We start from the raw sequence: 18757 nt of genomic DNA, 5'->3' as shown, positions 1-18757 counted from the left end.
TCCAGCCCTTCGCTGTCTTCGCCCGTACCGTCACCGTGAGCTTCCCGCGACGCAGCGCCGACTTCCGCACCGTGTACGACCGCCGGCCCGGCTTGAGCGTCACCCGCTTGAGCACCTTCGAGCCCTTGCGGATCACGACCTTGTACGACCGCACATCACGGCCACCGTCATCGGCCGGCTTCTTCCACCGCACCGTCCGCTTCTTCGCCGACGCCTTCCTCGTGACCCGCACCGACCGCACCGCCGACGGGCGCGTCGGGAACAACGTCCGGAAGATGCCGATCGAGGTGCGGCTGCGCTTGGTGATGACGTCACCGCGCGCGTTGACACCAACGAGTCCCCAGTCGAGGCCGGACTTGCGCCCACGCAGCTCGCGGAGCGGTGCGACGTTTCCGTACCGTGACGGCGAGAAGACTGAGATCCCCGCGTCGGCATCCGAGACGTACACGCGGTTCTTGGCGTCGAGGTCGATCTCCGCGGTGCCGCGCAAGCGCGTACGCGATCCGGCGATCGTGGCTACCGGTGCGTCCTGTCCGGTCGCTCCACGTGCATAGACGAGCAGCGTGTTGCTGGAGGAGACCCAGACACGACCCCAGCTGTCCAGGGCGACTCCCGTCGTCCACTGCGGGAGCCCGCTCGCGACGCCGCTGAGCGTCTGCAGCGGCGTCGCGTCGCCCGATGCGCCGGGGGCGTAGACGCGGACGGTGCGCTCCCCGGCGACGACGACGTGTCCGGCTGCGCTCACCGCCACGTCCGTGGAGTAGCCCGGGACGTTCAAGGTCCGTAGGACCGGCCCCGTGGCGCCGCGAGCCCACACCCGCACTCGCGACTTGGTGGACTCCAAGAGATCGAGGACGTAGACCCGACCCTGGCTGTCGACGGCCACGTCCCGGGCGTCGGACAGCTGCTGCGGCACCCCCAACACCCGGATTGGCTTCGCCTTCTTGCCGTTGGCCTTCGGACCGAAGACGCGCAGTTCCAAGCCGTGCTTGTTGAGCGTGTAGGTGGTGCCATCGTTCGCGATGTCGACCGCCACCACCATCTCGTCCCAGTCGTAGTAGTCGGGGATCGTTCGAGCCGGCCTGTAGTCGACGGTGTCTGCTGACGCCGCCCCCGCGCCGGCGAGCACGAGGCCGCCGGCCGTCATGACCGCCGCGGTAGCGGCGGCAGCTAATCGTGAGATGCGCATGGTGCGCCCTGCTTTCGTCGTTGGAGTGAGGTGTGACCGTTTACGCGTGCGTCGAGCAGCAGACGCCTAAGCCCGACGGCGGCGCGTCACACCGGACACCGCGAGGGCCACCACGGTCACGAGATAGACCTGCCCGATCAGCGCCTCCAGCGCCGCCAGGATCTTGCCCGTGTCCGTCACCGGCGAGAGATCGCCGAAGCCTGTCGTCGTGATCGTGATCAGGCTGAAGTAGAAGTAGTTCACCGCGTCGTCGTCGGCCCCGCCTTGGGCGAAGAAGCCTCCTTGCACGATCCCCACCACGGAATACGTACCGGCGAAGGCGATCCCCAGGAGGACGTAGACCGCGATGACACCGAGGACGATGTGCACGTCCAACGACGGGTCCCGGAGGACGTGCACGCCGATCGTCGTGATGGTCGCGAGGCAGAGCAGGATGACGGTGATCGAGTAGACGGAGACGGCCGTCTCGCTGTTGAAGCCCTGCGCGCCGCCCGAGACGACGACAGCGACGGCAGCCAGCACCGCCGAGGTCACCATCACCGAGCGGCGCGCTCCCGAGGTCCTCTGCGCGAAGAGCAGCACCGCGCCGAGCAGCGCGGTCACCAGCGGACGCAGCGCACTGCTGTCGACGGGGACCAGCAGGATGACGACGGCGAGCAGAGCGAGCACGATGCCGTACCGGTCCCGGCGTGTCCCCCGCCCATGCCCGTCCACGACACGTGAGCCTAGGGCTCGCCGCCGTCATCCGCAGTGCCTATGTCTCGCCGGTGCTACCGCGTGACCGTGAAGGTCAGCGGCGTGCCCGGGCCGTATCCCTTGCGGTTCCGTGCCTGGACGACGACCGTGCTCGTCCCAGCAGGCAGGTTGCTCCGCTTCAGTGTGTAGGAACGTCGCGATGCCTTCAGCCGGGCGACCTTGACCGTCCGGGTCCCCTGCTTGACCGTGACGCGGTAGCGGGTGACGCTCGCGCCACCGTCTCCCAGCGGCCGCGCCCAGCGCACGACCCGGTTGGTCGCCGTCGGCGATCCTGACACCGAGACTCCCCGCGCTGCCCACGGCACCGTGATCGCCCGCAACCGCGGATAGACGGTGATCCTGTTGTTGCCAGTGACGGCGACCTTGCCCGTACGACTGACCGAAAGGCCGTCGACGTGGCCGTGCCGCCGGTTGCTGACGACGAGCTGAGGCGTGGCCTCGCCCGTCGCGCTAGGATCCAGGATGTAGACGTGGCCCGAGTGCAGACCGATGTAGGCACGCCCCGCACGGTCGAAGGCGAGCGGCTCCGGCTCCCACAGGCCCGCTCCGGGCCAGTCGGCGGTGATCCTGCGCTCCGGCGCCACGTTGCCGTTCGCACCCGGCGCGAAGACGGAGATGAACTCTCCCTCCCCGAACGTCGCCCAGATGCGACCGTCGACGTTCATCTTCACGTCGATCACCCCGCCGAGCTCTGCCTTGTCACCGGCAATCTGGCGCACCGGCTTCGCCGTGCCCGAGGCCGAGCGGCGGTAGATCTTGATGCCGTTCGAGCCCGCGACCATCAGCCGGTTGTCCGGTGTCATCGACACCGAGCCGACAGACATCCCAGTACGCAGCACACGAATCGGCCGCACGTTGCCGCGTGCATTCTTGCCGAAGACGAGGACACGCTTGTTCCCGTTGGCGACGTAGAGACGCCCCACGGAGTCACGCGCGATGCCACGAGGCTCGAAGATACGGCTCCGCGCTCCCCGAAGCGAGTACAGCGGGCGCGCTTTGCCTCGGGCTCTGGCGCTGTAGACCACGACTCGATCACGGTGGAAGTCGGCGGCGTACGTCCGCCCGGACGCGCTGAGGTGCACGTCCCAGGGCGGCTTTGCCCCTGCCTTCGTACCGATGATCGTCCGCTCAGGTCGGACGCTGACCGGGTCGCCCGGTGCTGCCTCGGCAGGAGCGCTGACCAACAGACCACCGGCCAGCGCCGCACTGGCGGCGATGCCGACGAAAGTAACTCTTCTCATGGTTCCTCCTACGTCCGCACGTCCTGGAGGATCTCCTCCGAGGACCGGTTTGGACGCGATGATCCCGCTTGTACGACGGGTGCCCGGCATTCTTGGCTGCCGACTTCGGCCTCCGCAAGGCAATTCGAGTGACATCGAAATGGCGGAGCCGGCTCCCGAGAGCCAGCCCCGCCACTGCGGACCGTGCGGACCTACTTGCGCACGCGGAACGACTTCCTGGCGTTCTTGCCGAAGCCCTTCGTGTTCTTGGCCTTGATCAGCACGACGTTCTTGCCGTTGCGCAGCTTGGAGCGCTTGATCTTGTACGACCGCTTGCTCGCCCCGAAGTTCTTCCTCAGGAGAACCCTGTTGCCCTTCTTGACGACGAGCCGGTAGCCGGTGATCCTTGCGCCGCCGTTGTTGGCGGGTGCCCTCCACGAGACCTTGCGCGTCTTGGCCCTCTGCTTGCCGGCGACCTTCAACGCCCGCGGCTTGCCCGGGACCTTGACGACCGGGGCCGGCTTCGGGAAGAGCGTTCGGAACTCGAGGACGGACGGTCCGCCGAAGTTGGCGACGGTCAGTCCTCCATCACCGGCCACGGAGAGATGCCCCGGGCTGCTGAGCTGTGTCGCCGGTCCGCCGAGGACCTTCAGCGGAGCCACGTTGTTCTCCGCGGACGCCGAGAAGGCGACCACCGTGCTGACGGCGTTGAAGTTCGACGCATAAACACGTCCCTTGGAGTCGGTGCCGATGCCGACGATGGGTGCCGCGAGCTCCGTCTTCGCCCCGGAGATCGTCCGGAGCGGCGTCGCGCCCCCGTTGGCGTTCGACGCGTACGCACGCAGCGCCGCGCCGGCGTCGGCCCAGGTCGTCCCGCTCGCGGCGACGTGCACACCGTTGCCCGCGGGCAGGCCGGTGATCTGACGCGTGGTTGACGCCGGGTTGCCTGCCGCGGCCGGCGAGTAGACGTTGATGGTCGTCGCCTTGCGGACGAAGATGCTGCCCGTCGGGCCGATGTCGAGGCCGAGGGCGGCGCCCGCGCCGGTCCCGAACGTCTTGACCGGTGCGTCGCCGGTGTCGGCGTCCGGCGCGAAGACCGAGACGAGACCGTTGTTGTTGGCGACGTACGTGAACCCGTTGGTGTCGACGTCGACGCCACGCGGAGAGTTCAGCCCACTGTTCATCGTGCGGATCGGCATCGCCGCGCCGTTAGCACCGGCGGCGTAGACGACCACGTTGTTCTGACCGAAGTTGGCTACGTAGGTTCGCCCTCCGACCTTGGCCAGGCCGAACGGGCTGGTGGTGGCGCCGGTGATCTTGCGTACCGGAGCGGTGTTGACGTCGTCGGCCGAGGCCGTCGGCGCAGTGGCGACAAGGGTGCCGCCGATGAGTGCGCCTGCGGCCCCGAGGCCGACCACGCGGATCGTTCTGTTCATTGGAATCTCCCCCTTCGCGTTCCACCGTGCGCGCGCAGGGGGTCACGGCACTCAGATTTGTTCGGCGGGCAGAGGCGTGCCGGTCGCGCCAGCGCGGCCCAGGATGTCCGTTGCGCGATGGTCGTCCCCCACCCCGTCGACGAGGATCGCGACCGAGTCGGAGTTCTCTGTACGCAGCGGCAGGATCGCCTGGTACGGGTCTGACTCGTACCAGCGCGTCGCGTGGTCATGGTCGGGGAAGGCGATGATGACGATGTCGCCCGGCCACTCGCCTTCCAGGGTGCGTACGTCTGCTCCGTGCACGAGGAACCGGCCCCCGTACGGGGCGAGCGTCGCGTCGATCCGCTCCAGGTACTCGACGATGTCGGGTCCCATCGTGATCTCGCGAATGTGGGCGATTGCGTAGGCAGTCATCAGTGATCCTCTCGGTAGGTGAGGCTCCGAGCCTGCTTGACGGGACGGGCACGAGTCGATGACCTCTGAGGTCATGGGGTTGACATCTGGCGCGACTGGGCGCACTCTAAAACCAATCAGTTATAAAACAGATTGGTTATGGCGAATGACGGACGACGAGCTGGACGCCGTGTTCGGGGCCCTCGCGGACCCGACCCGCCGCGCGATCCTCGGGCGGCTCGCCCACGGTGACGCCAGCGTCAACGAGCTCACCTCGATGTTCGCGATGTCGCAGCCGGCGGTGTCGCGGCACCTCAGGGTCCTCGAGCGGGCTGGCCTGGTGTCTCGTACGCAGCAGGGGACCATGCGGCTCAGCCACCTCGAGGCGGCACCGCTGAAGGAGGCGACCGACTGGATCGCCGACTACCGCGCGTACTGGGAGGACAGCTTCGCCCGCCTGGACGCACTCCTCGCCGAGGCCGACGCCATCGACTCCGAGCCACCGTCTGCCACGTCCTGACCGATCACCGAGACCCTCAGGGGGAACCATGTCCGACCTCACAGTCACGGCAACGCCCGGCACCTCGACCATCGAGTTCAGCCGGACGTTCACCACGACGCCCCAGCGTCTGTTCCACGCCAACGTCGACGACGAGTGGCAGAAGAAGTGGCTCGGCCCCGACAGGCTCGAGACCGAGATCATCGTCAACGAGGTCCGCGACGGCGGCCGCTGGCGCTGGCTCCAGAGGGAGCCCGACGGCAACGAGTACGTGTTCCGAGGCGTCTACCACGGTGAGCCCTCGGTCGAGAACGGCATCACGCGCACGTTCGAGTTCGAAGGGATGCCCGGTCACGTGTCGCTGGAGACCCTCCGCTTCACCGACCTCGGCGACGGCCGGACCCGGATGGACGCTATCAGCGCGTTCGCCTCGGTCGAGGACCGCGACGGGATGGTCGAGTCCGGCATGGAGGGCGGGATGGAGGAGGGCTTCGTCCGCCTCGAGAAGCTCCTCGCCGACTCCTGAGACTCCGCCCCCGATGTGATGGGTTCCGCACCCTTTCCGCAGAAGATTCGGTGCACAACCCGTCACATCGGGAAAGCGGGCGGCGGCACTAGGCTGGCGGACGTGGCAGCGTTCGCATCAGACAACTACGCCCCCGCCCATCCCGCGATCCTCGAGGCGATCGCTGCGGCGAACGACGGGCACGCGGTCTCCTACGGCGAGGACCGGTGGACGGCACGACTCACCGAGCTCGTACGGCACCACTTCGGCGACCAGGCCCAGGCGTATCCCGTGTTCAACGGCACCGGCGCCAACGTCGTCTCCCTCGGTGCTCTCCTCCCCCGCTGGGGATCGGCGATCGTCACCGACGTCGCGCACCTCCACACCGACGAGAACGGCGCCCCCGAGCGTGTCGCCGGCATCAAGCTGCTCCCGGTCGCCGCGCCGGACGGCAAGATGGTCCCGCAGTCCTTCGGCGAGTACACGATCAACCTCGGCGACCCGCACCGCGCACAGCCGCTGGCCGTGTCGCTGACGCAGTCCACCGAGCTCGGCACCGTCTACTCGGCCGACGAGGTCCGTGGCCTGGTGGACACCGCACACGCCTATGGGATGAGCGTCCACGTCGACGGGGCACGGATCGCGAACGCCGCCGCGCACCTCGGCCTCTCGCTCCGCGCGCTCACCACCGACCTCGGCGTCGACGTGCTGTCGTTCGGCGGCACGAAGAACGGCATCCTCCTCGGCGAGGCGGTGGTCGTCCTGAACCCGGGCGCAGTCCACGGGATCGAGTTCATCCGCAAGATGTCGATGCAGCTGACGTCGAAGATGCGGTACGTCTCCGCGCAGCTCGCCACACTCCTCGATCCGGAGCGCGATCTCTGGCTCGCGAACGCGACCGCAGCCAACGCCCGGGCGACGCAGCTGCGCGCCGGCGTCGACGCGTTGGCCGACGAGCTCGCACGGGACGGACGTGTACACGAGTCGGGGGCGCCGCTGCTGCACGTCGCGAACCCGACCCAGGCCAACGTCGTCTTCGCCACGCTTCCGCGGGCGGTTGCCGACGCGGTACGGGTCGAGCACCCGTTCTACGACTGGCGCGCGGGATCCCACCCGGACCTCGTCGAGTCTCGGTGGATGTGCTCGTGGGACACCACCGAGGAGGACGTCGCAGCATTCCTGACGGCGTTGCACAAGGCGTTCGGATGACGCAGCCCCGCGTCGAGATCACCTACTGCACGTTGTGCCAGTGGCTGCTTCGCGCGGGATGGATGGCCCAGGAGCTGCTGAGCACGTTCGGGACCGAGCTCGGCTCGGTGACGCTCGTGCCCACGACCGGAGGCGTCTTCCGGATCACGGTCGACGACGACGTCGTGTGGGACCGCGCCGTCCATGGCGGCTTCCCGGACGCGGCGGAGCTGAAGCGCCGGGTCCGGGACCACATCGATCCGGACCGACCTCTCGGGCACGCGGACCGCGATCGATGAGCGAGCCGCCTCTCCCCCGCCCGGACGACGCCGTCCGCTGGTCCCTCGAGGTGCGTGATGCCGACAGCGACGAAGTGCTCGCGGCCGTCCAGCCGGAGCTGGTGCTGCCCACCGCGAGCATCGGCAAGCTCGTGCTGCTCGTCGAGGCGGCACACCGGATCGCGACCGAGCGGATCGATCCCGCCGAGCAGCTCAGCCGCACCGCCGACGACTGGGTCGCCGACTCGGGCCTCTGGCATCTGCTCGCCACCGACACGCTGCCCGTCACCGACGTGTGTGCACTGATCGGCGCGATGAGTGACAACCTGGCGACCAACGTCCTGCTTCGTCGTCTCGGTCTCGACACCGTGACTGCCACGGCGGAACGCATCGGGATGCAGCGCAGCCGCCTCCTCGACCGGGTGCGCGACGACCGTGGGCCGAAGCACCCGCCGGCCCTGTCGGTCGGCTGCGCCACCGACCTGGCCGGCTTCTGTGCGGGTCTGCACCGTCGCGAGATCCTCTCGCCCGGGATCAGCGAACGGGTCAGCGGATGGCTCGCGGCGAACACCGATCTCTCCATGGTCGCGAACGCCTTCGGGCTGGATCCGCTCGCGCACACCGATCCGGACCGCGGCATCGTGCTCTGGAACAAGACCGGCACGACCTCCGACGTGCGAGCCGACACCGGAGCGGTCTCGGGTCCCGCCCGAACCGTCGCCTACGCGGCCGTCGCCGAGTGGAGCGACGGTGCCGAGCCGTCCGTACGCGACCACGTCCTGCGCGCCATGAACGCCCTGGGCACCTGGCTGCGCGAGGTGGTCACCGACGACCGCGGCGTGTCGACCCAGTAGGGCTTGGGCTCAGTAGATCGGGACGTAGATCGTCTCGCCTGCCGTGACCTCGCCCGCGCTCGTCAACGAGTTGAGATCGGCGATGTCCTTGACGGTAGACCGGATGTCACCCTCGGGGTTGGCCTCTGAGGCGAGGTCCCACACGGTCTGCCCTGGCTCGAGCGTGACCACGCGACTGGGGACGGGCTCGGCCTGCTCCGAGGTCGCGATGACCCGCGCACCCAGAGCCACGGTGAGGCCGGCGATCGCGATCAGGGCTGCGATGAAGACGACGAACCGACCACGGCGGGTCAGGCGGTAGCCCGATCGACCGCGGGTGCGGTCGGCCGGCTGCTGCCGACGAGGCCGAGGCCCGGGCCGCGGGCCTGGTCGCGGAGCGGACCGACGGTCGCCGCGCATCCCCCGGCCCGCCGGGTGCCGCTCGATGCAGCGCATCAGCGGCGTGTCGATCGCGACGACGGTGCGGTCGGCGACGGGACGCTCGAGGGTGCTGCGGACGGTGCTCATCGTGTCCTCCATCTCTCGGACTCGTACGGTCTGCCGACCGAAGCGAGGCGGCGGATCAGCTCGTGCATCCGGACCGGAAACCGAGCGGGTTGCCGAACGTGCGTTCGATCGAACATGTGTACGAACCTAATCACACCGACCGACAGAATTGGAAGGACCGTTCGAACATGCTTTCGACGTGTCCGCCAGATGGGCGCCTGAGGACGACTTCATCACGACACGCCGACACGATCGAACATATGTTTGATCACACCGGCGCCGCGGTCTAGTGTCAGGGCCATGACGAAGGCCGAGGTTTCCGAGCTCCCCGACGGACCGCCGGACGCGAGCGGGCTGACTCCGCGTCAGCGCCGCGTCCTCGAGATCATCCGCGAGTCGCTCGAGCAACGCGGCTATCCGCCGAGCATGCGCGAGATCGGCGCGGCCGTCGGTCTCGCCAGCGTCTCCTCCGTCGCTCACCAGCTCAAGGTGCTCGAGCGCAACGGCTTCGTCCGCCGCGACCCCAACCGCCCCCGCGCGATCGAGGTCTTCCTGCCCGACATCCTCGCGGCGCGCCGGTCGATCGGTGACGCGGTCGACTTCGGCTTCGACGAGACGGGCGCGGGCGACTCCCGCCCGGAGCCCGCCTTCGTCCCCATGGTCGGCCGGATCGCCGCCGGCGGCCCGATCCTCGCCGAGGAGCGCGTCGAGGAGGTCATGCCCCTCCCCCGCACGCTGGTCGGCGAGGGCACGCTCTTCATGCTCGAGGTGCGCGGCGACTCGATGGTCGAGGCGGCGATCTGCGACGGAGACTACGTCGTGATCCGGCAGCAGCCGACCGCGGAGAACGGCGAGATCGTCGCCGCCCTTCTCGACGGAGAGGCCACCGTCAAGACGCTCCAGCGCAAGGACGGCAAGGTCTGGCTCCTGCCGCACAACCCGGCGTACGACCCGATCGACGGCACCGACGCCACCATCCTCGGCAAGGTCACGACAGTCATGCGGCGGGTCTGACCCGCGCAGGCGAGACCGTCAGCGGCTGCGGCACTCAGGACGCTCCGGCGTCCAGGCGCCGCAGCGCGCCGAGCACGAGCTCGCGGTCGACCGTACGCCACATCGGCGGCATCGAGGACGCCAAGAAGCTGCCGTACCGCGCGGTGGCCAGTCGTGAGTCGAGCACGGCGACGACGCCCTTGTCGTCGGCGCGTCGGATCAGGCGCCCCGACCCCTGCGCCAGCAGGAGCGCGGCGTGGGTCGCGGCGACCTGCATAAAGCCGTTGCCGCCGTGCCGCTCCACGAGCCGCTGCCTCGCGCTCATCAACGGGTCGTCCGGGCGGGGGAACGGGATGCGGTCGATGATCACCAGCTGGCACGTCTCCCCCGGCAGGTCGATCCCCTGCCACAGGCTGAGCGTGCCGAACAGGCACGTGCGCGGGTCCTCCACGAACCGCCTCGCCAGCTCGGGGAGCTGCGCGTCACCCTGACACAGAACCTCGACGTCGGGCATCCGCTCGCGCACGGCCTCGGTAGCCGCCTCCGCGCCGCGCCGCGACGAGAACAGCCCGAGCGTGCGCCCACCGGCGGCTCGCACCAGATCGACGATCTCGTCCAGGGCCGCGGCACCCATCCCGTCGCGTCCCGGCGGAGGGAGATGCCGCGCGACGTAGAGCATGCCTTGCTTGGCGTAGTCGAACGGCGACCCGACGTCGATCGCACGCCAGGCGTACGACGCCGGTGACCCGTCGCCGTCATCGTCCCCGCCGCTGTCACCGCGACCGCCGGACGCGCCCTCCTCCGTACGGTCGGACGCCCACAGCCCGACGCTGCGCGCCACCGGGTCGAATCCGCCGCCGAGCTTGAGCGTCGCACTCGTCAGCACGACGGTGTTCTCGGCGAACAGCTTGTCGCGGAGCGTGAGCGCGACGTCGACAGGCGCGATCCGCAGCTCGTTGCCACCCCGGGCACCCTCCCGCTCGGCCATCCACAGCACGTCGGCCTCGGAGGCCGCGGCCATCCGCTCGGCGACCTTGCGCACGTCGTCGACCATCGCCTTCGCCTGCTGCCGGGCGGCGTCACCGTCGCCGGAGTCCTTGGGCTCCTTCGGCATCGCCGAGTGACAGTCCCGGGCGGCGTCGCGCACGAGGCTCAGCGCGTCGGCCAGCTGGTCCGACGGCGAGGCGATCCGGCCGGGCGCCGTCACCTCCAGCGCCTCGCGGAGAGCGTCCGAGGCGTCCTCGAGGTCATCGGCCTCGCGCCCACGGACGTACGAGCGGGCGCGGCGAGCCGCCCGCTCCACCGATGGCGGGGCGAGCTCGGCGGTCGACGCCTGGGTCACCCGCGCGACGAGCTCGTGCGCCTCGTCGATGACCACGGTGTCGTACTCAGGGAGCATGGGCACCCCGTCGATCGCGTCGATCGCGAGCAGGGCGTGGTTGGTCACGACGAGGTCGGCGCCGGCCGCATGGTCGCGGGCCGCCTCGGCGAAGCACTCCATCGCGTACGGGCAGCGCGACGCGCCGAGGCACTCCCGCGCGTGGACGCTGACCTGCCGCCACGCCCGCTCGGTGTGCGACGGCGCGGCGTCCCGGTCGCCGACGCCTCCGCGGTCGGACTCCTCCTCTGCCCAGGCACGGAGCGTCACGACCTCCTCCCCGAGCGACCCGCTCGGTGCCTCGATGAGCACACCTTGGTCGTCGGGCGCTCCTTCGCGGATCCGGTGGAGGCACGCATAGTTGCCGCGACCTTTGACCACGGCGGCACGCGGCGTGCGCTCGAGGACCGCGCCTGCCCCGTCGAGGAGGGCGGGGATGTCTCGCTCGACGAGCTGGTGCTGGAGGTTGAGCGTCGCGGTCGCGACCACCACGCGGCGATCGTGGAGAAGGCTCGGAACGAGATAGCCGAGCGACTTGCCGGTGCCGGTACCGGCCTGGACGAGCAGGTGCTCGCCTCCGCTGAACGCGTCGGACACCGCCTCCACCATCTCCACCTGGCCCGGCCGCTCGACACCACCCACCGCTGCGACGGCGGCGTGGAGCACCGCACGCAGCTTGGCGTGGCGACCGGGGTCGGCGGTCGCGAGGGGCGGGTCCGAGATCGACGAGGTCACCGACGCAGCCTACCGAGAGCACGGCCGCTCACGGCCGAGCGACTCACAGGCCCCCGGCAGCGCGACACCCCCGATGTGTGGCCCGCGTCACCATCCGGTAACAATTGGACACCCACCGCGACTAAGCGCTTGCTTAGTTCCCCCGAATCGGTAGCGTTCGCCGGGCAACACCGCCATGTGTCCGGGGTCACACACCACCGTCCCCGGCCGCACGACACTGCACCTCGGAAGGACTCGCATGACCCCTCCCATCGAGCCCACCCCCGAGCCCCCACCAGGGGGCTCACCAACCGGACCACCCACCGCCTCGACGGATGCCTCGACAGATGCCTCGGCGGACTCCTCGACCACGGCCTCTGCGGAGTCCTCGCCCGCCGCGGACAGCTCCGCCACGAACGACGGCCGATTCACCGCCGAGGGCGTGACCGTACGGTTCGGTGGCCTCGTTGCCCTGGGCGACGTCGGCCTCACCGTCGAGCCCGGACAGGTCCACGGCGTGATCGGCCCGAACGGCGCCGGCAAGACCACCTTCTTCAACGTCTGCTGCGGGTTCGTCCGCCCCGACTCCGGCACGCTGACCTGGGAGGGCCAGGAGCTCACCCGCCTCCGGCCGCACGACCTGGCAGGTCTCGGCATCGCCCGGACGCTCCAGGGCGTCGGACTCTTTGCCGGCATGAGCGCCCTCGAGAACGTGATGACGGGCGCGGGGGTCCGTTCGGAGAGCGGCTTCGCCTCGGCCTCCCTGGGGCTGCCTCGGGGACGCCGTGACGAGAAGGCGCTTCGCGAGCGGGCGATGCAGGCCCTCACCGACCTCGGCGCCGCACACCTCGCGCCCCGTTATCCCGGGATGCTGCCCTACCCGGAGCAGAAGAAGGTCGCGCTCGCCCGTGCCCTCGTGGCCGAGCCGCGTCTCCTGCTCCTCGACGAGCCTGCGGCTGGGCTCTCCGAGGGCGAGATGGACGAGCTGGGCGACCTCGTCGGGCGCCTCACCGGCCGCATGTCGGTGCTCCTCGTCGAGCACCACATGGACCTCGTCATGCGCATCTGCGACACGATCACGGTCCTCGACTTCGGTGAGGTCATCGCCCGAGGGACGCCCGCGGAGATCCAGGACGACCCGAAGGTCGTCGCCGCCTACCTCGGTGCGGACGTGACCGGAGGCAGCGAGATCGACACGGCGTCGCTCGCGACCACCCCTGCCGGCGCCGCCGCGAAGGAGGGCTGAGGCATGCTCACCCTCACCGACCTCACCACCACCTACGGGCCGGTTCGTGCGCTCGACTCCGTCGACATGACGGTCGAGGCCGGTCGGATCACCGCGGTCCTCGGCGCCAACGGCGCCGGCAAGACGTCGCTCCTGCGCACGGTGTCCGGCCTCGTACGCCCCGCGGCGGGCACCGTCACGCTGAACGGCACGGACATCACCGGGGCTCCCGTGGAGTCGATGGTCCACCGCGGCATGGCGCACGTCCCCGAGGGTCGCGGCGTCATCGCCGAGCTGACCGTCGAGGAGAACCTCCGCCTCGGCGCCCGCGGGGCCGCCAAGCGACCGAGCGACACCCCGGCTCCGGTCCGTACGCTCGACGACGCCTACCAGCTGTTCCCGGTGCTCGGTGACCGGCGGAGTGCACAGGCGCACACGCTCTCGGGCGGCGAGCGCCAGATGCTGGTCATCGCCCGCGCGCTGCTCTCCCGGCCGACCCTCCTGCTGCTCGACGAGCCGTCCCTGGGACTCGCGCCCCGGATCGTGGCGCAGATCTTCGACCTGCTCCGCACGCTGGTCGCCGACTCGGGCCTCACCGTGCTCCTCGTCGAGCAGAACGCCCGCAGTGCCCTGTCCATCGCGCACACCGGTGTCGTGCTCAACCTCGGCAAGGTCGTCGTGACCGAGTCCGCCGAGGTCCTGCGCAACGACGCCACCCTGCGCCACTCATACCTCGGGTTCTGAGGAGGACACCATGAACGGCGACATCCAGAAGCTCCTCAACATCCTGCTCAACGGACTCACCCAGGGCATCGTGATCGCTGCTTTCGCGCTCGCGCTCGTGCTGATCTTCCGGTCGACCCGGATCATCAACTTCGCCCAGGGCTCGCAGGCGATGTTCACCACGTACGTCGCGCTGACGCTGCTCAACCGCGACTTCCCGTACTGGGCCGCGTTCGCCGTCGCTCTCGCCGCCGGCTTCCTCATCGGGGCCGTGCTCGAGCGTGTCGTCATCCGCCCGCTCGAGGGCGGCATGGAGCTCAACATCGTGATCGCCACGCTGGGCCTGTACGTCGCGATCCAGGCGCTGGCGGCGATCCTCTTCGGGTCGGACTACCAGTCCTTCCCGTCGCCCGTCGGAGTCAACGGCTTCCAGGTCGGTGACACGAACCTCGCGCTCACCCCGACGAGCATCTTCATCCTCTGCACGGTCGGTGTGGTGGTCGTCGGCCTCACGCTCCTCTTCCAGAAGACGCAGCTCGGCCTCACGATGCGTGCGGCGGCCTTCGACGGAGAAGTGTCGCGCATCCTCGGCGTCAAGGTCTCCCACCTGCTCACCTTCGGGTGGGCGCTCGCCGGCCTCGTCGGCGCCGTGGCGGGCATCCTGGTCGCCAGCGGACAGTTCATCTATCCGAGCTACATGGAGACGCTCATCGTCTTCGGCTTCATCGCCGCGGTCATCGGCGGCCTCGACAGCCCGGTCGGCGCGGTCGTCGGTGGCCTCCTCCTCGGCCTGGTGAACTCCCTGGTCTCCGGGTACGTCGCCTCGGGTCTCGTCACCCTGGCCGCGTTCGTCCTCCTGATGGTCGTCCTGCTCCTCAAGCCGGGCGGTCTCTTCTCCAGCACCAAGACCAGGAGGGTCTGATGTCGACCGACAGCACCACCAAGCGCCTGCTCGACCTCAACCTCACCCGCAACCTCCTCATCAGCCTCGCGGTCCTGGTCGCGGGCATGCTCCTGCTGGAGTCCACCGACCGCTACACCAACACGCAGCTCTCCTCGCTCACCTACTACGCCATCGCGGCGATCGGCCTGACCGCCCTCACCGGCCTCAACGGCCAGATCTCGCTGGGCCACGGGGCGCTGATGGCCGTCGGCGCCTATACGACCGCGCTGATGCTCGACACGGAGACGCCGTTGCCGTTCCCGGTGGTGGCCCTGGTCGCCGTCGTGGTCACGTCGGTCGTCGGGTTCGTCGTCGGCATCGGCGCGGCACGGCTGCACGGGCCGTACCTCGCCGGCGCCACGCTGGCGCTGGCGGTGGCTCTCCCGAGCGTCGCCCTCTACTTCAAGGGCACCTTCAACGGCGAGGTCGGCCTGACCGTCGCGTCTCCGCGACCGCCGGAGTGGTTCGTGTCGTTCATCGACGCGGTGTCCGGCGAGTTCGCGACGTCGTCCAAGTACGTGGCCTACCTCGGCCTGATGTGCCTGGTCGTGGCCCTCTTCTTCGCACTCAACCTCCGCCGGTCCAAGATCGGACGCCACTGGCGTGCCGTTCGTGACCAGGAGGTCGCCGCGGAGATCGCCGGCATCAACCTCGGCCGTACCCGGGTGCAGGCGTTCGTCATCAGCGCCGCGTACGCCGGCCTGGCCGGCGCCGTGATGGCGATCGTCGTCCGGCTCGCCGCGCCGAGCGCGTTCACGATCGTCCTCTCGCTCTCGGTGCTCACTGCCGCGGTGATCGGCGGCCTCGGCAGCATCACCGGCGCGTTCATCGGCGCCGCGGTGCTGGTGTTCCTTCCTCCGTGGGTGACCTCGCTGTCGACCGGCTCGGGCCTGTCGGACACCCAGGCCGCACAGATGTCACCCCTGATCTACGGCATCGTCCTCATCCTCGTAATGCTCCTCGCACCTGGAGGAGTGATGGGGACTCTCTCGACGGCATGGCGGCGTGCACGACTGCGCCGTCCCAACCCTGCAACACCCACCCAGAAGGGATGAGATCCATGGCTCATCAGCCCACATCGGCGCGCCGGAGTCGCCGGCTCGTACTCGGAGCCGCGCTGGCTGCCTCCGCACTGGTCGTCGCTGCGTGCGGCGGCGGCGGAGACGGCGGCGACTCGAATGATCCCGGTCTGACCGAGGACTCGATCAAGATCGGCGGCCACTTCCCGCTCACGGGTGTCGCAGCACCCGGCTATAGCGAGATCCCGCTCGGCCACAAGGCGTACTACGACTTCGTCAACGCCAACGGAGGTGTCAGCGGCCGCGACATCGAGTTCATCGCGAAGGACGACGGCTACAACCCTGCCAAGACGTCCGAGGTCGTCAACGAGCTCGTGCTCAAGGACGAGGTGTTCGCGATCGTCGCCGGTCTGGGCACCCCCACCCACCAGGCGGTGACCAACTTCCTCAACGCCGAGGGCGTCCCCGACCTGACCGTCTCCTCCGGCTCCCTCCTGTGGGACGACCCGAAGGAGAAGCCGATGACCTTCGGCTGGCAGCCCGACTACGAGTCGGAGGGCAAGGTGATCGGCCAGTACATCGCCGAGAACCTGCCCGACGCCAAGGTCGGTGTCTTCGGTCAGGACGACGAGCTCGGCGAGGACGGCACCCGCGGTCTCGAGCAGTACATCGCCGACCAGATCGTCTCCAAGGTCACGTACGTCCCCGGCAACACCGACGTCGGTCCGCAGATCGCCGAGCTCCAGAAGTCCGGCGCCGACGTGGTCGTGGGCTTCAACGTGCCCTCGTACACCGCTCTCTCGCAGCTTGTCTCGATGAAGCTCAACTACAAGCCGACCTGGTTCTACACCAACGTCGGCTCGGACTCGGGTCTCGTCGGGTCGCTCCTGGAGGAGTTCTCCAAGGGCGCGATCAAGGGCAGCAGCCCGCTCGCCGGCGTCTACACGACGACGTACATGCCGCAGGCCTCCGAGCCGGACAACGAGTGGACCAAGCTCTGGCAGAAGGTCTGGGACGAGTACGGAGACGGCTCGCCGCTGACCAACTACAAGGTGTACGGCATGTCGCAGGCGTTCACGCTCGTCGACGCGCTGAACCGCGCGGGCGACGACCTGAGCCGTGAGTCGATCGTCGAGACGTTCGAGCAGGACGGCTCCAAGCTGAGTGGCCCCAACTATGTGCCGTTCCGCTACTCCGAGGACCGTCACGCGGGCATCGGTGGCCTGAAGCTGGTCCAGATCCAGGCCGACGGCACGACCGCCGACAAGACGCCGGTCCTCCAGACCGACGTCGGTGACGCGGAGATCGAGGAGTTCACCGGAGACGTCGGCACGCCGCCGGAGTCGGGCATCCCGGGGAGCTGACCTCCCGCAAGACTGGCTGTGCGCTGGGCACCGATCCTGGAGGGGACCGAGGTGCTCAGCGCACAGTCGCGTCAGGCGTCAGGCGAACGACCCGTCAGGCGAAGGGCCCCTCAGGCGTACTCGGCGACGGCGCCCGCGAGCTCGTCGTGCACCCGGGCGACGACGTGAGTGCCGTGGGCGGTGTGCTCGAGCGTGTCGATCTCACCGTGGAGGTGGATCTGGTTGAGCAGGTCGCCCCGGTCGTACGGGAGGACCACGTCGATCTTGACCGCCGGCTGAGGGAGGTCGGCCTCGACCGCGGACAGCAGCTCGCCGATGCCCTCGCCGGTGCGGGCCGACACCACGACGGCGTGCGGCTCGCGGGCCAGCAGGCGCGACACGACCATCGGGTCGGCCGCGTCGGCCTTGTTGATCACGATGATCTCCGGCACGTCCAGCGCGCCGATCTCGGCGAACACCTCGCGCACCGCCGTGATCTGGCCCTCCGGGTCGGGGTGCGAGCCGTCGACCACGTGCAGGACCAGGTCGGCGTCGGCGACCTCCTCCAGCGTCGAACGGAAGGCCTCGACGAGCTGGTGAGGAAGGTGCCGGACGAAGCCGACGGTGTCGGAGAGCGTGTACTCGCGTCCGTCGGAGGTCTCCGTACGCCGCGTGGTCGGGTCCAGGGTGGCGAACAGCGCGTCCTCGACCAGGACCCCGGCGCGCGTGAGCCGGTTGAGCAGGCTCGACTTGCCGGCGTTGGTGTATCCCGCGATCACGACACCGGGCACCTTGTTGCGCTGGCGCGTCGCGCGCTTGGTGTCACGGGTCTTGCGCATCTCGGTCAGCTCGCGCCGCAGCTTGGCGATCCGGTCGTTGATGCGACGGCGATCGGTCTCGATCTTGGTCTCACCGGGACCGCGCGACCCGATGCCGCCACCGTCGCCACCGACACGGCCACCAGCCTGACGAGACAGGTTGCCGCCCCAGCCGCGGAGGCGCTGCTTCATGTACTGGAGCTGCGCGAGCTCCACCTGTGCGCGACCCTCGCGGGACTTGGCGTGCTGGGCGAAGATGTCGAGGATCAACGCCGTACGGTCGACGACCTTGACCTTGGTCCGGTCCTCGAGGTTGCGCAGCTGACTGGGTGCGAGCTCTCCGTCGCAGATCACGGTGTCAGCGCCGGTCGCCTGGACGATATCGGCGAGCTCCTCGACCTTGCCTCGGCCGACGTACGTCGCCGGATCAGGCCGCTGACGGCGCTGGACCATGGCGTCGAGCACCTCGGAGCCGGCGGTCTCGGCCAGCAGCTTGAGCTCGGCGAGAGAGTTCTCGGCATCGGTGGCCGAGCCGTCTGTCCACACGCCGACGAGAACGACCCTCTCGAGCCGCAGCTGGCGGTACTCGACCTCGGAGATGTCCTCGAGCTCGGTCGACAGGCCGGCGACGCGCCTCAGCGAGTTGCGGTCGGCCAGGTCGAGCTGGTCACCGTCGTGGGTGTCGAGGTCGATGGGCTCGAAGCGCTCCACCGGATCGACAGAGTCCACCGACGGCACGTCGGTAGCGGTGTCGGCGAACTGGTCAGTGGGGTTTTCGTTCTGTGCAGTCATCTGAT

General features: G+C 69.3%; 19 protein-coding genes. 11 read left to right on the top strand and 8 right to left on the bottom strand.

The genetic code is table 11. The features are described 5' to 3' along the window. From KV102_RS17135 to KV102_RS17115, 5 genes are all read right to left on the bottom strand, one after another. A partial coding sequence (locus tag KV102_RS17135; RefSeq protein WP_220347008.1) for a hypothetical protein occupies positions 1-1189 on the bottom strand: 1189 nt, incomplete at its 3' end. A gap of 66 nt (positions 1190-1255) precedes the next feature. After that, positions 1256-1903: a potassium channel family protein gene (locus KV102_RS17130; RefSeq protein WP_220347007.1), complete on the bottom strand. Its 648-nt coding sequence runs from the start codon at positions 1901-1903 to the stop codon at positions 1256-1258. Positions 1904-1959: 56 nt separating this feature from the next. Next, a complete protein-coding gene (locus tag KV102_RS17125) occupies positions 1960-3186 on the bottom strand; it encodes a fibronectin type III domain-containing protein (protein WP_220347006.1) in 1227 nt (408 codons plus the stop codon). A gap of 191 nt (positions 3187-3377) precedes the next feature. Next, positions 3378-4601, bottom strand: coding sequence for a hypothetical protein (locus tag KV102_RS17120; RefSeq protein WP_220347005.1), 1224 nt, complete (start codon positions 4599-4601; stop codon positions 3378-3380). A 51-nt stretch (positions 4602-4652) separates the two neighbouring features. Then, a complete protein-coding gene (locus tag KV102_RS17115) occupies positions 4653-5015 on the bottom strand; it encodes a DUF1330 domain-containing protein (RefSeq protein WP_220347004.1) in 363 nt (120 codons plus the stop codon). Positions 5016-5160: 145 nt separating this feature from the next. On the opposite strand from KV102_RS17115, the gene KV102_RS17110 reads away from it, so the two are divergent. The 5 genes from KV102_RS17110 (at position 5161) to KV102_RS17090 (ending at position 8318) form a co-directional block, all read left to right on the top strand. After that, positions 5161-5514: a helix-turn-helix transcriptional regulator gene (locus KV102_RS17110; protein ID WP_220341412.1), complete on the top strand. Its 354-nt coding sequence runs from the start codon at positions 5161-5163 to the stop codon at positions 5512-5514. A gap of 28 nt (positions 5515-5542) precedes the next feature. After that, a complete protein-coding gene (locus KV102_RS17105; protein WP_220341411.1) occupies positions 5543-6019 on the top strand; it encodes an SRPBCC domain-containing protein in 477 nt (158 codons plus the stop codon). 102 nt (positions 6020-6121) lie between these two features. Continuing rightward, positions 6122-7207 carry a low specificity L-threonine aldolase gene (locus KV102_RS17100; RefSeq protein WP_220347003.1) on the top strand — a complete coding sequence of 362 codons (1086 nt, stop codon included), beginning with the start codon at positions 6122-6124 and terminating at the stop codon, positions 7205-7207. Then, entirely contained in the window at positions 7204-7485 is a 282-nt protein-coding gene (locus tag KV102_RS17095) for a SelT/SelW/SelH family protein (RefSeq protein WP_220347002.1), read from the top strand. The genes KV102_RS17100 and KV102_RS17095 overlap by 4 nt, the downstream gene beginning before the upstream one ends. Further along, positions 7482-8318 carry a serine hydrolase gene (locus KV102_RS17090; RefSeq protein WP_220347001.1) on the top strand — a complete coding sequence of 279 codons (837 nt, stop codon included), beginning with the start codon at positions 7482-7484 and terminating at the stop codon, positions 8316-8318. The genes KV102_RS17095 and KV102_RS17090 overlap by 4 nt, the downstream gene beginning before the upstream one ends. 9 nt (positions 8319-8327) lie before the next feature. Here KV102_RS17090 and KV102_RS17085 read toward each other — a convergent pair whose 3' ends face one another. Beyond that, the gene (locus KV102_RS17085) at positions 8328-8825 is read right to left on the bottom strand and encodes a hypothetical protein (RefSeq protein ID WP_220347000.1); all 498 of its coding nucleotides are present in this window, start codon (positions 8823-8825) and stop codon (positions 8328-8330) included. Positions 8826-9104: 279 nt separating this feature from the next. On the opposite strand from KV102_RS17085, the gene lexA reads away from it, so the two are divergent. After that, entirely contained in the window at positions 9105-9818 is a 714-nt protein-coding gene (gene lexA, locus KV102_RS17080; protein ID WP_220341406.1) for a transcriptional repressor LexA, read from the top strand. 34 nt (positions 9819-9852) lie between these two features. Here lexA and KV102_RS17075 read toward each other — a convergent pair whose 3' ends face one another. After that, positions 9853-11910, bottom strand: coding sequence for an ATP-dependent DNA helicase (locus tag KV102_RS17075; RefSeq protein WP_308290357.1), 2058 nt, complete (start codon positions 11908-11910; stop codon positions 9853-9855). Between the two features lie 238 nt (positions 11911-12148). On the opposite strand from KV102_RS17075, the gene KV102_RS17070 reads away from it, so the two are divergent. From KV102_RS17070 to KV102_RS17050, 5 genes are read left to right on the top strand one after another with little or no spacing between them, the layout of a single operon-like run. Then, complete coding sequence (locus KV102_RS17070; RefSeq protein ID WP_220346999.1) at positions 12149-13135, top strand: ABC transporter ATP-binding protein; 987 nt, start codon at positions 12149-12151, stop codon at positions 13133-13135. 3 nt (positions 13136-13138) lie between these two features. Continuing rightward, the gene (locus KV102_RS17065; RefSeq protein WP_220341404.1) at positions 13139-13858 is read left to right on the top strand and encodes an ABC transporter ATP-binding protein; all 720 of its coding nucleotides are present in this window, start codon (positions 13139-13141) and stop codon (positions 13856-13858) included. A 10-nt stretch (positions 13859-13868) separates the two neighbouring features. Continuing rightward, positions 13869-14759 (top strand): branched-chain amino acid ABC transporter permease, encoded by an 891-nt coding sequence (locus KV102_RS17060; protein ID WP_255561183.1) that lies wholly within the window; start codon positions 13869-13871, stop codon positions 14757-14759. Then, on the top strand, positions 14759-15835 hold the full coding sequence (locus KV102_RS17055; RefSeq protein WP_220341403.1) for a branched-chain amino acid ABC transporter permease: 1077 nt from the start codon (positions 14759-14761) through the stop codon (positions 15833-15835). The genes KV102_RS17060 and KV102_RS17055 overlap by 1 nt, the downstream gene beginning before the upstream one ends. A 5-nt stretch (positions 15836-15840) precedes the next feature. Next, entirely contained in the window at positions 15841-17163 is a 1323-nt protein-coding gene (locus KV102_RS17050; protein WP_220341402.1) for an ABC transporter substrate-binding protein, read from the top strand. A 110-nt stretch (positions 17164-17273) separates the two neighbouring features. On the opposite strand, the gene hflX is transcribed toward KV102_RS17050, so the two are convergent. Beyond that, positions 17274-18752, bottom strand: coding sequence for a GTPase HflX (gene hflX, locus KV102_RS17045; RefSeq protein WP_220346998.1), 1479 nt, complete (start codon positions 18750-18752; stop codon positions 17274-17276). Positions 18753-18757 lie beyond the last annotated feature (5 nt).

The sequence above is a fragment of the Mumia sp. zg.B53 genome (genome assembly GCF_019550935.1).
Lineage (GTDB): Bacteria > Actinomycetota > Actinomycetes > Propionibacteriales > Nocardioidaceae > Mumia.
Note: the sequence above shows the minus strand (reverse complement) of the source record. Positions and strands in the feature narration are given on the sequence as shown.